We start from the raw sequence: 16857 nt of genomic DNA on the forward strand, positions 1-16857 counted from the left end.
TGAAAGATGGTTCTCCGCCATCTTGTCAAACGAGTATAGAATCGAGGCATCATGCACTGTATGATTTAAACGTACTACATTCAGTCGTTTTCCGAATACTTGCTTTCGTTCTCTTGTTTCTATTTTTTCTGCTACCGCCATGGACATTCGCGCGCTGCGTTACTTTTCGGAAACGGTCAGGCTTAACAGCTTCAGCCGCGCCGCCGATGCCCTGCATGTGACGCAATCGACCGTCAGCAAAATGGTGCGCCAGCTGGAAGATGAAATGGATGCTCCGCTGTTGATCCGCTCAGGCCGCAGCCTTCAGCTCACCGATACCGGCCGCATCGTCTACGAGCAAGCGCAGCAGATTCTTGCCAACGTCGAGCGTCTCAATACCGAAGTCCACAACACCCGCAACCTGCGCCAGGGTCATCTTGAAATTGGCATCCCGCCGATGGTCAACATTCTCTGCACGCCGGTGCTGAAGGCGTTTCGCGAGCGCCATCCGGATATCGCCATCACGTTGGTGGAAGACACCGGCCCGCGTATCGAACAACGTGTCGCCGCCGGCACGTTGGAAATCGGCATGACGGTGCTGCCCATCGCGCCCGAACTTGAACTGAATGCCTTGCCCGTGGCGCGCTACCCGGTCTGGGCAGTGGCGCAAACCGGACACTTCCAGAAACAACGCAGCACACTGCCCTGCAAATCGCTCAAAGACATGCCCCTGCTATTGCTGAACAATGAATTTGGCCTCACGCGCACCCTGCGCAGCATGTTCCGCGAGTCCGGCATCGAACCTGACATTGCCGCCCAGAGCGGCCAGTGGGACTGGCTGGTCGGCATGGCGCTGGCGGGCATGGGCGTGGCCTTGTTGCCAGAACCTTTCGTACATCGCATCGCTACCGATCAGCTGCAACCGGTAAGGCTCATCGAGCCGGAGGTGCAATGGCAGGTCGCCTATGTCACACGCGGCGGCTATCTGTCGCATGCTGCGCGCGCCTGGCTGGCGCTGAGCGAAGAGCTGTTTGCCGGTGGCAAGTCCGTCTGAACATCCCCGCGTCCTCATGCCCTCGCACCGGCTCAGGCATGCATGAAAATTCCGACTGCCTCATACGCATTTAAGTCATACCAGCAATAGCTGCCATTTCTATACTGCGAAGACAGCCATCCTCTTTGGCTTCTTTACGGCTACCGCCCTTCGCCTGCATGCCGCTCCCTCTTCGCTATTCTGCTTTTACCAGCCTGTTCCTGATGCTACGACGCTGGGCGTCTGCATTTCCCTTGCGCAACGCCAGCCTGTCCGAAGGACTGCGCGCGGCATTCAGCGCAGGCACCATGCTGATGCTGGGCGAGGTGCTGCATAACCCGCAGTTTTCCTGGGCAGCCATTGGCGCCTTTCTCACCTGCCTGGCTGACAGTGCCGGGACAAACCGCACCCGCCTGGCGTCGATGGGCGGCTTTGCCGTCGCGTCGACGCTGGCGGGCATGTTCGCTGCGACCTTGTCCGGCATGGGTATGCCCGCAGGATTGCTGGCCATCATGTGCTGCGCCGGGATTGCCGGTTTCGCCCGCATCTATGGCGCGGCGACGGGTCTGGTGCTGATGCTGGCGGCCGGCGTATCGGCTATCCTTGCGGATTTTCCGGTGGTGCTGTGGCCGTTGCAACACAGTCATGTCCTGATCTACTTTGCCGGCTGCGCCTGGGCCGTCTGCCTTGGCCTGACCGTCTGGCGCATTCATCCCTTTGCACCGGCCCGGCATGCCGTAGCCCGCGTCTACGGCGCACTGGCCGAGCTGACGCGTATCGTCGGCAGCAATACCGCTGACCTGAATTTCCAGGACGAGAATGCTGCTCAGACACGACGCCACGTGCGCGCCGATATCGCAGCAGCAAAAGCCGCATTGACGGCCATTGCTGCGGATCGCGCAGATTCGCACTCGCTGTACGAAAACCTGCTGATCAAACTGGCCCGCGCCGATGCACTACTTGACTGCATCACCGTGCTCGGTGATCTGCGTTTGTCTTCCTACGCGACACCTTCATCGCGCCAGCGCCTGGGCCGCGTGCTGCAGGCCATGGCCTTGCTGCTGGGAGAAATCCAGCACAGCCTCACGACCCCGCGACACAACATCAGCGATGCTGACGACGCGCGCGCCGTTCTTCGTTTGCGCCAACTGATCGGCCGCATGCCATCGAGGGCAGCGCAATCACTGAAACTTCCTGACTTGCACGACGAGGCTGGCCTGTCCGTGCTGGCCGACTGGAAACGCACTGCGCGCAAAGAACCATGCCGACCGGCGTTACGCGACAGCGTCATGGACATGCTGCAGGTCGCCGCCTCACACTTGCAGACGGGTTCAGCCGAAGTACGGCATGCTCTGCGTTGCGCCGTCGCTGCCGGCGCGACCTATCTGATCGTGCATTTGCTGGAACTTCCGTTCGGCTATTGGGCCACGATGGCGACCATGCTGGTCATGCAACCCTCGATTGCAGACAGCTGGTCACGCAGCATGGAACGCGCCGTGGGCAGCATCGTCGGCGGCGTGCTGGCAGTGTTGCTATGCCTCTTTATCCATTCGCCGCTGGTGCTGGCCCTGCTGGTGTTTCCGCTGGCGCTGCTGGCAATGGGATTGCGTCCGGTCAGTTACGGCTTGTATGCGACCTTTTTGACACCGGTTTTTGTACTCGTTGCCGATGTCGCCGGCGATCCTCAGCAACAGTTGAGCAATGCTTTGCTACGCGCCGGCAACAATGTCATCGGCACCGTGATCGCCATTGCCGCAACCTACTTCTTGTGGCCTCGCCGGCAAGAGGCCAACTTGCATCACAGCCTGTCGCAGATGATCTCCGTCAATCTTGCGTATCTGCGCAGCGCACTGGATGCGACCCATGATGCGACGCAGATGCATGGTTACCGCCGCGCGGCCTGCGTCATCAATATCGAAAACGGTTTGCTACTGCAACGTCTGCTGCGCGAACGGGAGCTGGAAGGAGACGGCAAACAGACCTCTCAAAAGGCACATCACGCGCGCGTCAGCGTTGCGCTGTCGCGTCGACTGGCAAGTGCCGCCACGCATATCTGGCTGCATGGGAGACAAGATGCATCGCACGAGGCGCTTGCCCAATTTGACCAATGGCTGGATCGCATGGCGGATCTGTTTGCCCGCAGGCTGACGGTCAACGCATCGTGCTCACGGTTGCTGCATCAGCGCCCGGTGATGCGCGACATGGCGCAGGCCGATGCGGTAGAGACCTTATGTCTGCTGGCGCTGGCCATGTATCCGGAGTTGCAACGCGCAAGCGAAGAGTAAAACATCAGGGCCTGTTAACAATGAATTTGCGAGTGCGAACGCGCGGCAGAATTCGGTCAGCTTCCCCAACTCAATGACTCGGGACGCACATCGACGTTTTATTCGGGCTGTTCCAGCAATTGCTGCATCACGTCACGCGTGGGCGGCATGGCGTGCGTCGAAATCTTGATCATCGATCCCCATTCGACCCAGTCGCGGGCAGTGCGATCGCAAATGGCGATCACGTGATCGACTTCTCCTGCCAAGGGTAATCCGGCATTGAGCAAAGCCTGCAACGCCGCCGGCCGGTTCGGTTCGGCGGCGACGCAATAGTCGGCCACCGCGCCTGCCACGTGCAGCATCTGCGCCAGTCGCAACTGGCGCGACTCGTCATCAAGTCCTGCCTGCTCCGGCGCTTCGTGATGCAATACGGCTTCGCAAAACAAGCGAGGAATATCCCAGTCCTGCATCATTGCCGCCGCCAGATCAAGATGGTGATAGCCGAAACGTGTCTTTTCCGCAGTGCGCAGTTGTTCGGGATCAAGATCGTCGCTCAGCAGCGCCGAATAGGCTTCCGGACGTGCCGATGCCAAACCAAGCCGACCGATATTGGCCAACAGACCGCTGGCGAACATCTCGCTCGGCGGTGCGTCGCCATAGTATTCCGCGAGGGCTTGCGACGCACAGGCCATCGCCACCGTGCGCGCCCAGAACCCGCTGTAGTCAAAACCCGGACAGCCGTCATCACGCCGCTCGGCCGTCAGCGAAATTGCCAGCGCCAGTTGGCGCACGGCATGCAAGCCGATCATCAGCAAGACGTCCTTGCTGATGGCGACGATCGGCCGTCCCTTGTTGATCGAAGCACCATTGCCGATCTTGATGATCCGCCCGGCAAGCAAAGGGTCGGTCTGAATCTGTGTCACTAGTTCCGGCAAGGAAACGTCTTCCTGCCTGCACATGCGCATGATATTCAGACGAACGCCGCTGGGCGACGGCAAAGTGTCGTCCTGTTTAAGCGTCTCGAAATCGGTGGGATCAATGAAGTTAGTCATAGGGAACCATTCAAATCGGCGCCACCCATTGATGGGCGCAGTTCACCGATGTTATCAGTTACCGATGGTTCGGCGCCATGTAAAAACGAGACAGTGGCACAACAATCAGTGACGCGATGCCCCCGCAACGCAGCATTGCCAAAAAGAAAATAATGCATGGTCAACAATTGCAACCCATCGCGAACAATTCAGGGACTAGGCCTTTACCGTTGCCGCCTCTGGCTCACGATGCAGCGACGCGCACCACAACACGCCGCTGACCAGACAGACGATCGCCAGCAGTTCCAGCCGGGTCGGCAGACGTTGCTCCCACAAAAAACCATAAAGCAACGCAAACAAGGTTTCGAAGATGATCATCTGCCCGCTCAGCGTCAAGGGCAGCAAGCGGCTGGCACGATTCCAGAAGGCATTGCCGACCACCGACGCGAAGATCGCCACGGTCGCCGCCACACCCCAGAAGCGCAACCAGTCGGCGCCGTCATGCCCTCCGGTGCCATGTGCAAACGCGGGAATGACCAACGCCAACGCCAGCGCACCGGTGACGATACCGGTCAGCAATGACCAGTCATGCGAGGAAATATCGGGGCGGCGCGCCAGCCATCGACTGTTGCGCACCGAATAGATCGACCACGACACCAGCGCGCCCAAGCCGCACAGCAAACCCGCAGCACGCGTGGCAAGGTCGCCTTTGGCAGATTCTGCCGACAACGCCTCCATGCCGACCAGACCGACGCCGAACAGGCATAGCCCCATCGGTGGTAACAAAGCGCTCAGCTTGAGTGCGCCTTCGTCACGGGCACCGGTTACGCTCACCACCACAGGCAACAGGCCAATGATCAGCGAGGTCGAGGCGCCTCCCGCCCATTGCACGGCGCTGGCAAGGAAGAGGTAGTAGAGGATATTGCCCAGAAAACTCAGATAGACCAGCGCGATCCATTCATCGCGGCCAAGGCGTGGCATCAGGATGCGCCAGCGAGGTAGCAATAGAAGAACCGCGACCAGACCGTAAGCCAGATAGCGCGCCGCCGACAATTGCAGTGCGCTGAAATTACCCAGCACCTGCGGCGCCAAAAACACCAGCCCCCAGAACGCGCCCGCGGCGACGCCGTTGCCTACGCCAATGAGAATCTTGCCTTGTCCTTTGTTTTTCATCCTGCACCTCGTTTCACCATACCGATGCAGGATAGTGAAACGGCGCAGCGATGTATTGACCGCCACTCGCCAAAAGTAGGCCGAGGCTACTGACGACGTTGTTGCGATGCTAGTACGAGATTACCTGCGGTGCTGGTTGCGGTAGGCGGCAGGCGTCAGGCCGGTCGTACGGCGCATGGCGCGCGTCAGCGAACTTTGATCCGAATAGCCGGCACGCAAAGCCAGTTCTGCCAGTGGCACATCGGATTCCACCAGCGCTTCCTGTACCAGGCGCAGACGCAGATCGGATAACCACTCTTGCGGCGTCTGATGCAACTCGGCCTTGAACAAGGCATGCAGGCGGCTGACGCTGAGATTGGCGACACGCGCCATCGCCGCCGCCGTCCAGAGTCGCCCCGGCGCAGCTTCGATCCGGCGCAACAAGGCTTGCAAACGCGATGCGCGTTGCGGCATGGCAGCCAATGCATCAAGCAACAGCGGCGTGCAATGCCGCGCCACCGTATCGGGCAGTTGACCAACGGGGCGGTCGGCGCCAATGCTGAGATCGATGAAATCCAGAAGACGCCGCACTGCTGCCGGGATCGGCAAAAAAGTTTGCAGCCGCAAGCGCTCAGCATCGTCTTCGCCGATATCGGCGAGATCACAATCGAGAATCAGGAAACGATTCTTGCCGCTGGCGGATTGCACATGGCTGGTGTCGGGTGCCACAAAAGCAGCACGCGCAATGTCGAGCTTGTCGGCGCGGCCATCGACCTCGATCTCCATTTCTCCCTGCATGGGCAAGACTATCTGGACGTGCTCGTGACGATGCAGGACGCCGTCGCCGCCATAGGTGCGAAAAGTCAGGGGATGAGAAATTGCCATGCGAGTATTTTAAGGCCTGTGCAGACCTTGACGATTATTCTGCCCGGCAATTTGCTTAAGGAAATTCCTGATACCGTTGTCAATTCGATCATCTTAAACTTCTTCCATCCCCACACGACATCCTCGACGGAGCCAACGATGAACGCCACCAGCAACGCGACTACCAACGACATCTCTCTTAGCTATTGCATCGCCAACTATGCCGTGACACTCGACATCCTGGCGTTGCTGGTGAGGAAGAATTACCTGACGCGCGAAGATGCGCTGGAGTCGGTACGCCGCGCTCGCAAGCTGGCCAGCCTGTCCAACGGCACGCCCGGGGAATACGACTACATTGCCGCTGCCAAAGAATGCATGGAAGTGATCGATCAGGTCTTCAAGGCTGACACCTCGCATCTGTCGCCGTCGGCGGCAACCGCAGCAAACGCCGTCAGCAGCATGGAGGCTCAGGCCTCCTGAGCCTCCATGTGTGACCGATGCTTGACCCGCGAACCGAAATTGTTGGCGTAGATCCAGGTGAATTCTGCGCCCAGCAAAAAAATCTGGGCCGAGTAATAAATCCACGCCAGCAACAACGCAAATGATCCGGCAGCACCAAAGCCGGAACTCATCCCGGTACGCCCCAGATACAAACCAATCAGCGATTTGCCGATCAGAAACAGGATGGTCGTCGACATCGCGCCGATACGCACGTCATGCCAGGACAAATCGGCGCGCGGCATGAATTTGTAAATGGCTGAAAATAGCGCCGTAAAGACACCGAAGGAAATCAGCAGATTCAGCACCTGCATGAAAACCTCCCAGCCTTCGATCCAACCACCCCACCATTTCCCCAAAGCGGCCAGCCCGGCACTCACGACCAGCGACACCATCAGCATGAAGCCGAGGCCGAGTATCAGTCCGAACGACAGTAAGCGCGTGCGTACCAAGGCCCAGATGCCGTTTACCCTGGCAACGGCAGGCGTACGCCAGATCCGGTCAAGGGCGTTTTGCAATTCGGCAAAGACGGCCGTGGAACCGATCGCCAGCGTGATGATACTGAGCGTGGTGGCGATTGCGCCGTCGGAAGACACACTCACCGAGCGTAACAAACCCTGTACGGCAATCGCCCCCTCTTCGCCCACGATGCTGCGAATCTGCCAGACGATCTCGCCTTGTGCAGCGTCCTTGCCGAAGATCATTCCGGCGATGGCAATGGCGATGATCAGGATCGGCGCAATCGAGAACGCCGTGTAATAGGCGATGGCGGCCCCCATGCTGGGCGCGAAATCATCCAGCCAGGCATTGACTGCGCCGCGGCTCAATTGCCATGCGATCTGCCAACGATTGCCGGGCGTAATTTTGACGACATCGGGATCCAGTCTTTTATCCTCGCGAACAGGATCCGAGACTTCGGCGCCGGCCTGCATCGCGGCAGCCAGCGCGGCAACGTCTCCAGCCCGCTGATCGTCCTGTTGACGTTTTGTACGCCAGGACGCCGCAAGCGACACGGCGCCGCTCAACACCGGAAGCAGGTCATGCAGTAAGGTGGATGCATCGTCATTCTTTTCTTGCAATCGTGGCCGCGAACGCATTGCCGGCTGCACAGCAACAGGCAATGCGGTGCGGTTCCACTTGCCGGGTGTTTTACGCTTGCGTAGCAGCAGCACGCCAAGTGCCGAGACAGCGGCAAGAGCGACTGCGCCGGCAGCTATTTTCTTTGTGCTGTCTGATAATTTCTCCTGCGATGATGTTGCCGATGCCGAGGATACAGGCACCACTGTGGATGCCGGTGGTGACTGCACGATCGGCGCATGTCGAAGATTATCCTGATGATTCATCATCCCTCCTGCCTGCGTTATTTTTTCTCTTGCTGCGCCTTCTTCACTTCACCTTCCGTGACCGGTTTTGCCGGTGCAGCGGTTGGCTCCGATTTGGGCGCAGCGCGTGTCTGCGTCGCCTTGGCCAATGCGCCGGCACAATCTGCATCCTTGACGTTGCCGATATTGACCAGCGGCAGGACGGCGGCAAGCGGCGACGCAACTGCCAGCGCTGCAGCAGCGCCGGCCTTGAGCGCTAACGGCCCCTTGTAGGGGCCAACGTCCGGATGCTTGAACGACCCCTTGGCGTAGAGCGGTGTGCGTAAAGAAAATATGCGCACGCCCTTGGTCTTGGGACGAATATCAAGATTGAGCAACTCCCTGGAAAGATCGATGTCGCCCGTCACGTCGACCAATGCATCATCGGTATCGACAATGAACTGTCGGATGCCGGCGCGCCCGTTTTTTACCTCAAAATCGCTCGCCATACAGTTGAGATGCACTTGCTTGTCGCCGAATACCTTGACGAACACCGCGTTGGCGACATTCAGCCCGGCCGCTTCGAGAATGAATTTACTGATCGATCCCTCACTAACCACCGCGCCCAGTTCGCCGTTGGATGTCGCCAACATCGACGACACCGAATTGCCGTGGCCGGTCAGCGCAGCGTCGGCATTCACCTCGCCAAAGCTGGCACTCATGGACTGCAGCGTCGGAAACAGCTCGCGCACCTTCAAATGCCGCGCAGCCAGTTTGATTTGCGCATTGATGGATTTTTCCCGGCCATCAAGCGAAATATTGGACGTTACATTGCCGCCGGCCATACCGAAGTCGAGCGGCGTCAGGCTCAGTACTTTGTCCTTCATGTGGAGTTCGGCGACGATGTCTTGCAGGGGAATATTCTCGCTACGCACCAGCTTCTTGCCTTTGAAGGTGACATCGGCATCTATGGCGCTCCATTTGTCGGTATTGAATTGCTCGACCGGCAACGCCTTGTCGTCCGGCTGCACGGCGGCCTTGCCACGCGCCTGCTTTTCGGCATTGCTATCCGCTCCGACAGTCGGGCCGAGGTCTTGCAGACGCAGTTGCTGGGAGGTCACGGCCCCGCGCAGCAAAGGCCGAGGCTGCCGCGGCAGGTATTGCAGCGTGCCCGCGAGGTCGCTGCTGCCGACGGTGCCGGTGAAGTTCTGATAAGTCCAGTTCCAGACGTCGCCATCCTTCTTGCCGATCAGATGGCCGCGAGTGGCGTAAGGAGGTGTTTCCGGCAACGGTACGCCGGTCAGCGGGTAGAGATTCGCCATGCTGGAGCCACCCAGCGTCAATTGTAAATCGATGCCCGAGAGCGAACGCGGATCGGTCAGCGTGCCGTCGACGCCAATCTTGTTTTCGCCCAGCTGGGCATTGGCCTGAATCGGGTAGACGGTGTGATCCTGCTCCAGCGTCATGACGGCGCCGGCCTTGCCGGATCCGCTAACCTTGGCTTTGCGGTAGGTACCACCGAGTTCAAACTGCAGGCCGAATTTTTCCACAGCCCCGGAGGGCGGAGCTGCCGGTGTCTCAGCGTGCATTGCAGTTGCGGCCTGGCGGGCCTGCGATGCAGCGACCTTGTCGGCAATGGAGGCCACCTTGGCCTGCAGATCGAGAGCGATGATGCCATCGACGTAGCGAATAGTCCCGCTGGAAAACGCCAGGCGCTGCACTTCGACGCTCCATGCCGATGGCTCCGAAGTGTTTTGTTTGAAGGTCCAGGTATTGCTGCCGTCAGCGCGGCGCTCCAGGGCGATGGCGGGTGCATCCAGAACGACGTCGGTCAGCACCACCGTCTTGCGCAGCAGGTCGAGCGGATGCAATGCAATATCCACCCGGCGCGCGACGAACATCTGCGGCCCAGCGATACTCCATGAGGGGTTGGATAGATGCACGTCGCCGGCGCTGATTTCCGGTCTTGGCACATAGCGGCGCCAGCCGTGCTCAGTGCGCAGGCCCTGGCGAAAATGCACTTTGAGATCGCCTTGAATGGCAAAGTCGCGGCCGGTGAGCGACGACACTTCACGATTGATATAAGGCCGCGCGAGGTTCCAGTCGAACACAGCGACGAAGATGATGATGACCGCGACAAGTAAAAATATCGCCGTTAAGCCGGTCAGAACATACCGCGCTATGGAGTGTCTCATTCGCGAGCCTATGAAGAGTGTTTTTTGATTTTTTGCAACGCATCCGGGCAGCTTTGCGGCTATTCCGGCAAAAGCTTCAGCCGACGCAAAGCGGCGCAAACCCCGCGCCTGGACCATAGCGTACGGACAACGCGCGGCCGGCGACATAAGAAGATGCCCTCTTTACGTGTAAGACTTGGGGAAGAACTTGAGGAAAAACAGTGGATGCAGACGGAAAAACGGCCGGACTGCTAAGAGGCCGGCCATCAGCACAAACAATGGACTACAGGCTATTGCGGGAGTACTCGACAACAAGGCAGACGGGACGAATCAGGACGCTTGCCTCACTGCCGCATTACCGCTGCAGCAATTTTCAGCAATTAGCCGCGTGCCGGAATAGCCAGGCCCTTGACCACGGCAGGACGTGTCACAAATGCAGCCAATGCACGTGCAACATGCGGGAAATCCTTGAAGCCGATCAGCTCGCCCGCTTCATAAAAACCGACCAGATTGCGCACCCATGGGAAGATCGCGATGTCGGCGATGCTGTAATCGCCCATCACCCATTCACGTTCTGCCAGGCGCTGATCAAGCACACCGACCAGGCGACGCGACTCGGCGACATAGCGGTCGCGTGGACGCTTGTCTTCGAACTCTTTACCGGCGAAGCGATGGAAGAAGCCGAGCTGACCGAACATCGGCCCGATGCCACCCATCTGGAACATCAGCCATTGGATCGTCTGGTAACGCTCAGCCGGATCCTGCGACAGAAACTTGCCGCTCTTTTCAGCCAGATACATCAGGATGGCGCCCGACTCGAACAAGCTCAGCGGTTTGCCGCCGGGGCCATTCGGATCGATGATCGCGGGGATCTTGTTGTTGGGGTTGAGTGAAAGAAATTCCGGCGAGAACTGGTCGTTGGTTTCAAAGCTGACCAGATGCGGCTCGTAAGCGAGACCGGTTTCTTCCAGCATGATGGAGACTTTGACGCCGTTCGGTGTCGGCAGCGAGTAGAGCTGTATACGTTCAGGATGCTGCGCCGGCCATTTGGCGTTGATAGGGAATGAAGACAATGCTGACATAAAAATTACTCCAGTATGGGATCGACTTCCTGGACGAATTTTTCAAAATCTTCCAGGGGCAATGGCCGGCAGAAGAAATAGCCTTGATAGGCATGGCACCCTGCATCGGCCAGGAAACTGCGTTGCGCATCCGTCTCGACGCCCTCGGCGATGACTCCCAGTCCCAGACTTTGCGCGAGCGCGACAATAGTCTTGGCAATGGAGGCATCGTTGGGGTCGACAAGAACATCGCGCACAAACGACTGGTCGATTTTAAGCTGGTTCAGCGGCAAGCGCTTGAGGTAGGACAAAGAGGAGTAGCCGATACCGAAATCGTCCAGCGAAAACTCGACACCCTTGGCCTTCAGTGCGTACATCTTCTGGATGATATCTTCAACGTTGTCGACCAGAAGGCTCTCGGTCAACTCCAGCTTCAGGCGCTTGGGATTGGCGCCGGTTCTGGCGATGATGGCAGAAACCGTCTCGACGAAATCGGATTCGCGGAACTGTTGCGCACTGACGTTGACGGCGATGGTGAGGTGCGAGGTATCCACACGCTCTGCCCAGCGTGCCAGTTGCGTACAAGCGGTTTCCATGACCCAGTTGCCCAGCGACAGGATCAGGCCGGTCTCCTCTGCCAGCGGGATAAACTCACCCGGCGGCACCGTACCGCGTTGCGGATGCTGCCAGCGCACCAGCACCTCGGCGCCGGTCACGCGACCGCCTTCGACCACTTGCGCCTGATAATGCAATACCAGCTGTCCACCGTCGATCGCCTTGCGCAAGCCGGCTTCCAGCGCTGCTCGTTCCAGCACCACGGTTTGCATGGCCGGATCGAAGAAACTCATGGAGTTGCGGCCGGTTTCCTTGGATTTGTACATGGCCAGATCGGCTTGCTTGAGCAGCTCGTCGATGGATGCCTGGCGGCCGCGGAATACGGTTGCGCCAACGCTGGCGGTGGTGCGGTATTCAACGTCTTCCAACTGATACGGCTCGTCAAGCACGCTGAGGATTTTTTCGCCGATGGCTTTGGTCTGGGTGGCGGCTTCCTGCGGACTCTTGTGCAGACTCTCCAGCACCACCACGAACTCGTCGCCGCCCACGCGCGCTACCGTATCGTTGGTGCGCACGCTCAACGCGAGGCGCTGCGCGACTTGCTTGAGCAACAGATCGCCCTTGTCGTGGCCGAGCGTGTCGTTGAGCGTCTTGAAATGATCCAGATCGATGAACAGCAAAGCGCTGCATGTCTTGTTGCGCGCACTGACGGCAATCGCCTGCTTGAGGCGATCCAGCAGCAGCGTGCGATTAGGCAGACGCGTCAGTGCATCGAAGAAGGCCAGCTCCTTGATGCGCTCTTCGGCGATCTTGCGTTCGGTGATGTCGTGATGCGTACCGACATAGTGCGTGGTGCTGCCGTCATCGCTCTTGACGGCAGAAATGGTCAGCCATTCCGGAAAAACCTTGCCGTTCTTGCGGCGCGTCCATACCTCACCCTGCCAGCCGCCGAAGCGTTGCACGGTTTCCCAGATCTCGTCATAGAACTGCGGACTGTGACGATCCGAGCGCAACACGTCGGGCGTCAGGCCGATGATCTCGGCGGCGGAATAGCCCGTCATTTTTGCGAAGGCGTTATTGACGCGCAGGATACGGCTTTCTGCATCGGTAACCATGATGCCTTCGAGCGAGTCGAATGCCACGGCGGCGATGCGCAACTCGGCTTCAACCTGTTTGCGTTCGGTGATGTCGCGTCCGCTGGTACGGTAGCCGGCCAGTGCGCCGTTGGCGTCGTTGATCGGAACCCATGATGCCGACAACCAGAACAGCGAACCGTCTTTGCGCACGCAACGGAATTCGAGATCGTCGCCGCGTTCGCCAAGCAGGCCCTTATCCAGCTCCGGCCCCACACGTGGCAGATCTTCAGCGTAGATCATCTGCGCTCTGAGATCGTCCATCGCCATGCATTCTTCCACCGTGTAGCCGGTGTACTCTTTGACCGATGGATTGATCCAGCGCGGCTTGCCGTCCATGCCCCACCAGATTTCCCAGTTGACGGTACAGTCGGCGATGGCGCGGAATTGCTCTTCACTGGCGCGCAGCTCGCGCGTCATCTTGCCGGCCAGACGAATCGCGCGGCGGCGGCTCGACATCAGCGCCCACGCCAGCAAAGCCAGCAGCAAGGTCAGGCCGATACCGGTGACCGCAGTCTGCGCCTCGGCGTTACGGCCGTAGCGTACGTTGAAGTCGTCCATGGTGTTCATGGTCAGTGTCCAGTTGTGACCGGCCACGACCAGATACTCGGTGGCGGATATCGCATCGTTGTGCAGCGGCGCGGCGGCGGCATCACTGCCCACGGAGCGATACAACACCGCCTCCGGCGACGGCTCCACGCCATCATAAATGGAAAACGCCACACCCATCGGCTGCTCGCCATACAGACTGGCAATCACGTCGCTCATGCGGAACGAGGCATGCACCCAGCCGACCAGATTGGTACGGCGTTCTTCAATGGTCGACTGCGGCATGCCGTGCGCATAGATTGGCAGATACATGAGGAAACTCGGCTGCGCTTCATTGCCGTTGTCGATATCCAGCAGCACCTTTCCGGAGATGGCGGCCATGCCGGAGTCACGCGCCTTCTCCATTGCCCGGCGGCGCTTGGTTTCGGACCAGGGATCGTAGCCGAACGGCGCGCGATTGTTACCGATATAAGGTTCGCGCATGATAATCGGCGCATAGTTGGCGCGGTCGCCGGCAGGGCGAATTGCGTAATCGGAAAAACCGAGTTGATGCATGCGCGCGATGTGATTGATCTTCTCGTCACTGGGCAGCCACTCTTCGGCGCCGATGGCCTGGATACCGGAAAAATTGGCGTCCAGATTCAGCGAGCTGACGTAGTCGTGGAAGGCAGTACGATCAAACTTGCCTGAAGAGACCACCAGGCCTTGCACGCCATGCAGCATTTGCTCATAGCTGGCGATGCGTTGCTCCACGCGGCTGACCGCCTCGCGCAAGGAAAAATCAAACTGCGCCCGCAGCTCCTTGTTGGAGGCCTGGCGTTCGTGATCCCACGCCAGCCAGGTGACGCTGAAGCCGGAGATCAGAATCACCAGCGGCAATAGTATCTGCCTGACCCAGTTCACGGCTCCGCCTGAAAGTCGACCATCGTCGCCGCCAGCGACGGTGAGAAATACTTTTCAAAGATGCGTCGAACGGTACCGTCTGCACGCATTTCCTCAACCAGTGCACGCCATTTTTCGCGTTCGGACTGCGACAGCGCCTTATTAGACATGATGAGACCGTGCGGCACCGATGGATCGTTGAATTCGATAATCGATGTCACGTCGCGGATGTGTTTTTCTTCCACCACGGGATAATCGAAGGGTTCCATGATCATGCCCTGGATGCGATTTGCCATCAGTGCCTGATACAGTGGATCGAGACCGCCTGCCTGCGTGACGCGATTGGCGGCGGCCAGTTTGTCGACCAGACGATTGGCGGAGTCGCTATAACGAAAACTGCGGATCACGCCAAGGCGGAAGTTTTCACTGCGCTCAAATTCGCTCAGTTGTCGCATGGCGGCATCCTTGCGCACCAGCAGGTAATACTTGTTGCTGAAGTACCAGGCGAAAGAGGCGAAACGGCGACGTTCCGGATTGGCGATACCGGACAGACTGAAATCGAGCGCACCCGACTCGATCAATTGCCAGATACGCGCACGTGACATCAGGCTGACGCCGACCTTGCAACCGCTGCGACGAATCAGTTCATCGGCAAAGTCTTTGTCGATGCCGGTGTCGGTATTGGCGGAGTACAGCAAGCCGTGGTCATGCAAAGCAAGAGTATAAGGGCGGGAACAATCGGGACCGCCTGCGTGAGCGACACCCGGAATGCACGTCGCGAGCAGCATGCTGCAGACACTCGCAATATGAACAAAACGGCGGCGGATCACCGTCCCCCCGGCGATAGAAATGACAGAAATACGACCCCCTTCGTGTGCATCCGTGTGCATCCTGTAGATGCGCTTAGATACGTTTTATGACGTACTGACTACCGACATTCATTCTTCATTAATTGGCTTGTCTGAACATTATTTTTTATTGCTTCAAACCAACACCATGCCGTGATGAAAACAATACGTCACGGCACATTACAACAATGATCGGATTGAAAATCACCGGTGCCATAGTCGGCTGATGTTACCCGACGCCCCACTAAACTGCAACTGAGGAAATAGGCAGGTAAACAGGCTGTTTACGCTGGATGCGAAGTCCGCAAACATCCTGAAAAAGTTCAGCAAAATGTCAGCCTCACAACGAAATGCAATGCGACAATCCGCCTCGTTGCCTGATTGCAGCACGTTGCCCATTTGACGAGAACAGGAGAGTACATGTCAGCCTTTCGCCTATTGGTACTGAGTACAATTTTCTGTGCTTCCGTCTTGCGTTCTGCCGGCGCGGCAGAAGTCGACGTCGTCAACAGCCCCGTGCCTGTTGTGCTGCAAGATCGCTTTCATGTGCAAACCACAAACGGCGCGGGCGACATACCGATACGTGTATCGCGCGACTGGACATTTGCGCAAACGGATGTCACGCGCGCCGTCATCATCGTCCACGGCTGGCCGCGGCGCGACATTGACGCCGACAAGGATCTGCAGCAACGTGCCGGCGCCCTTGCCGACAATACGCTTTTCATCACGCCGCAATTTCTCACCGCAACCGACGTCACCGCCCATCATCTCTCAGCGACGACGCTGCAGTGGCAAGAGAGTGGATGGCTGCAAGGCTACGATGCCAAATCGCCGTCACCTGTCAGCAGCTTTACCGTGATGGACGCGATCTTTGCACGTCTGGCCGACCGCACGCTGTTTCCGAATCTGAAAGACGTGGTGCTTGCCGGTCACTCCGCCGGTGGCCAGTTCGTGCAGCGTTATGCGGTGGTCGGGCACGGAGAAAAAAATCTCATCGATGCGGGTATTCATGTGCGCTATGTTGCAGCCAATCCTGCGGCGTATTTATATTTCGGCGACAAACGGCCACAACCGGACGGTTCTTTTGCTGACGCCCGCGCCAGTTGTCCCGGCGTCAGCACATGGAACAACGGCCTCGCCGCCAAACTGCCAACCTACCTGGCGCGACCGGTGTCGCCAGACGAACTGGAAAACGACTATCTTCAGCGCGACGTTGTCTATCTGCTGGGCACCGCCGACAACGATCCCAATGCCGACGCGCTCGGGCAGACATGCGCCTTCAAGAGCCAGGGAGCAACGCGGCTGGAACGTGGACATGCCTACTTCCGTTACATCACTGCCGCTGCCGACACAGCCAAGTTGCCACAACGCCATCGTCTGATGGAAGTGCCGGATGTTGCCCATCGCACTTTCGCCATGTATCACTCGGCTTGCGGACTGGCGGCATTATTCGATAAACCCGGTTGCGCCGCTGCGCCTTGAGTTGCGGCATTCGAGGCGTAAGCAACACCCTTTCCGGGAAGAACGCATCTC

Annotated in this window: 12 protein-coding genes; 4 read left to right on the forward strand and 8 right to left on the reverse strand. The window is 58.6% G+C overall.

The annotated features are described in order from the left end of the window. Positions 1-139: 139 nt before the first annotated feature. Together hmeg3_RS18630 and hmeg3_RS18635 are read left to right on the forward strand one after the other, a co-directional pair. Positions 140-1033 (forward strand): LysR family transcriptional regulator, encoded by an 894-nt coding sequence (locus hmeg3_RS18630; RefSeq protein WP_094565048.1) that lies wholly within the window; start codon positions 140-142, stop codon positions 1031-1033. A gap of 158 nt (positions 1034-1191) precedes the next feature. Next, positions 1192-3297 (forward strand): FUSC family protein, encoded by a 2106-nt coding sequence (locus hmeg3_RS18635; RefSeq protein ID WP_094565049.1) that lies wholly within the window; start codon positions 1192-1194, stop codon positions 3295-3297. Between the two features lie 98 nt (positions 3298-3395). On the opposite strand, the gene hmeg3_RS18640 is transcribed toward hmeg3_RS18635, so the two are convergent. From hmeg3_RS18640 to hmeg3_RS18650, 3 genes are all read right to left on the reverse strand, one after another. Continuing rightward, on the reverse strand, positions 3396-4328 hold the full coding sequence (locus tag hmeg3_RS18640) for an HDOD domain-containing protein (RefSeq protein WP_094565050.1): 933 nt from the start codon (positions 4326-4328) through the stop codon (positions 3396-3398). A 195-nt stretch (positions 4329-4523) separates the two neighbouring features. Then, entirely contained in the window at positions 4524-5480 is a 957-nt protein-coding gene (locus hmeg3_RS18645; protein WP_094565051.1) for a DMT family transporter, read from the reverse strand. A 120-nt stretch (positions 5481-5600) separates the two neighbouring features. Beyond that, positions 5601-6344 (reverse strand): AraC family transcriptional regulator, encoded by a 744-nt coding sequence (locus hmeg3_RS18650; protein WP_094565052.1) that lies wholly within the window; start codon positions 6342-6344, stop codon positions 5601-5603. A 138-nt stretch (positions 6345-6482) separates the two neighbouring features. Between hmeg3_RS18650 and hmeg3_RS18655 the strand changes: the two genes are divergently transcribed. Beyond that, a complete protein-coding gene (locus hmeg3_RS18655; protein WP_094565053.1) occupies positions 6483-6803 on the forward strand; it encodes a hypothetical protein in 321 nt (106 codons plus the stop codon). Here the strand turns inward: hmeg3_RS18655 and hmeg3_RS18660 are convergent. The 5 genes from hmeg3_RS18660 to hmeg3_RS18680 form a co-directional block, all read right to left on the reverse strand. After that, positions 6791-8164 (reverse strand): YihY/virulence factor BrkB family protein, encoded by a 1374-nt coding sequence (locus hmeg3_RS18660; protein WP_094565054.1) that lies wholly within the window; start codon positions 8162-8164, stop codon positions 6791-6793. The two genes, hmeg3_RS18655 and hmeg3_RS18660, sit on opposite strands and share 13 nt — an antisense overlap. Positions 8165-8181: 17 nt before the next feature. Further along, positions 8182-10317 carry an AsmA family protein gene (locus hmeg3_RS18665; protein ID WP_094565055.1) on the reverse strand — a complete coding sequence of 712 codons (2136 nt, stop codon included), beginning with the start codon at positions 10315-10317 and terminating at the stop codon, positions 8182-8184. Positions 10318-10676: 359 nt separating this feature from the next. Beyond that, positions 10677-11378, reverse strand: coding sequence for a glutathione S-transferase N-terminal domain-containing protein (locus hmeg3_RS18670; protein ID WP_094565056.1), 702 nt, complete (start codon positions 11376-11378; stop codon positions 10677-10679). A gap of 5 nt (positions 11379-11383) precedes the next feature. Next, a complete protein-coding gene (locus tag hmeg3_RS18675) occupies positions 11384-14497 on the reverse strand; it encodes an EAL domain-containing protein (RefSeq protein ID WP_094565057.1) in 3114 nt (1037 codons plus the stop codon). Further along, positions 14494-15264, reverse strand: coding sequence for an ABC transporter substrate-binding protein (locus tag hmeg3_RS18680; RefSeq protein WP_198361726.1), 771 nt, complete (start codon positions 15262-15264; stop codon positions 14494-14496). The genes hmeg3_RS18675 and hmeg3_RS18680 overlap by 4 nt, the downstream gene beginning before the upstream one ends. Before the next feature lie 480 nt (positions 15265-15744). Between hmeg3_RS18680 and hmeg3_RS18690 the strand changes: the two genes are divergently transcribed. Then, complete coding sequence (locus tag hmeg3_RS18690; RefSeq protein WP_094565060.1) at positions 15745-16806, forward strand: alpha/beta fold hydrolase; 1062 nt, start codon at positions 15745-15747, stop codon at positions 16804-16806. Positions 16807-16857 lie beyond the last annotated feature (51 nt).

Source organism: Herbaspirillum sp. meg3, from assembly GCF_002257565.1.
GTDB lineage: Bacteria > Pseudomonadota > Gammaproteobacteria > Burkholderiales > Burkholderiaceae_D > Herbaspirillum.

Excerpts from the sequence above, each read along its gene's own strand:
- hmeg3_RS18655 (WP_094565053.1), top strand. The coding sequence starts at position 6,483 with ATGAACGCCACCAGCAACGCGACTACCAACGACATCTCTCTTAGCTAT.
- hmeg3_RS18650 (WP_094565052.1), bottom strand. The coding sequence starts at position 6,344 with ATGGCAATTTCTCATCCCCTGACTTTTCGCACCTATGGCGGCGACGGC.
- hmeg3_RS18635 (WP_094565049.1), top strand. The coding sequence starts at position 1,192 with ATGCCGCTCCCTCTTCGCTATTCTGCTTTTACCAGCCTGTTCCTGATG.
- hmeg3_RS18630 (WP_094565048.1), top strand. The coding sequence starts at position 140 with ATGGACATTCGCGCGCTGCGTTACTTTTCGGAAACGGTCAGGCTTAAC.
- hmeg3_RS18645 (WP_094565051.1), bottom strand. The coding sequence starts at position 5,480 with ATGAAAAACAAAGGACAAGGCAAGATTCTCATTGGCGTAGGCAACGGC.
- hmeg3_RS18680 (WP_198361726.1), bottom strand. The coding sequence starts at position 15,264 with ATGCTGCTCGCGACGTGCATTCCGGGTGTCGCTCACGCAGGCGGTCCC.
- hmeg3_RS18690 (WP_094565060.1), top strand. The coding sequence starts at position 15,745 with ATGTCAGCCTTTCGCCTATTGGTACTGAGTACAATTTTCTGTGCTTCC.
- hmeg3_RS18660 (WP_094565054.1), bottom strand. The coding sequence starts at position 8,164 with ATGAATCATCAGGATAATCTTCGACATGCGCCGATCGTGCAGTCACCA.
- hmeg3_RS18665 (WP_094565055.1), bottom strand. The coding sequence starts at position 10,317 with ATGAGACACTCCATAGCGCGGTATGTTCTGACCGGCTTAACGGCGATA.
- hmeg3_RS18640 (WP_094565050.1), bottom strand. The coding sequence starts at position 4,328 with ATGACTAACTTCATTGATCCCACCGATTTCGAGACGCTTAAACAGGAC.
- hmeg3_RS18670 (WP_094565056.1), bottom strand. The coding sequence starts at position 11,378 with ATGTCAGCATTGTCTTCATTCCCTATCAACGCCAAATGGCCGGCGCAG.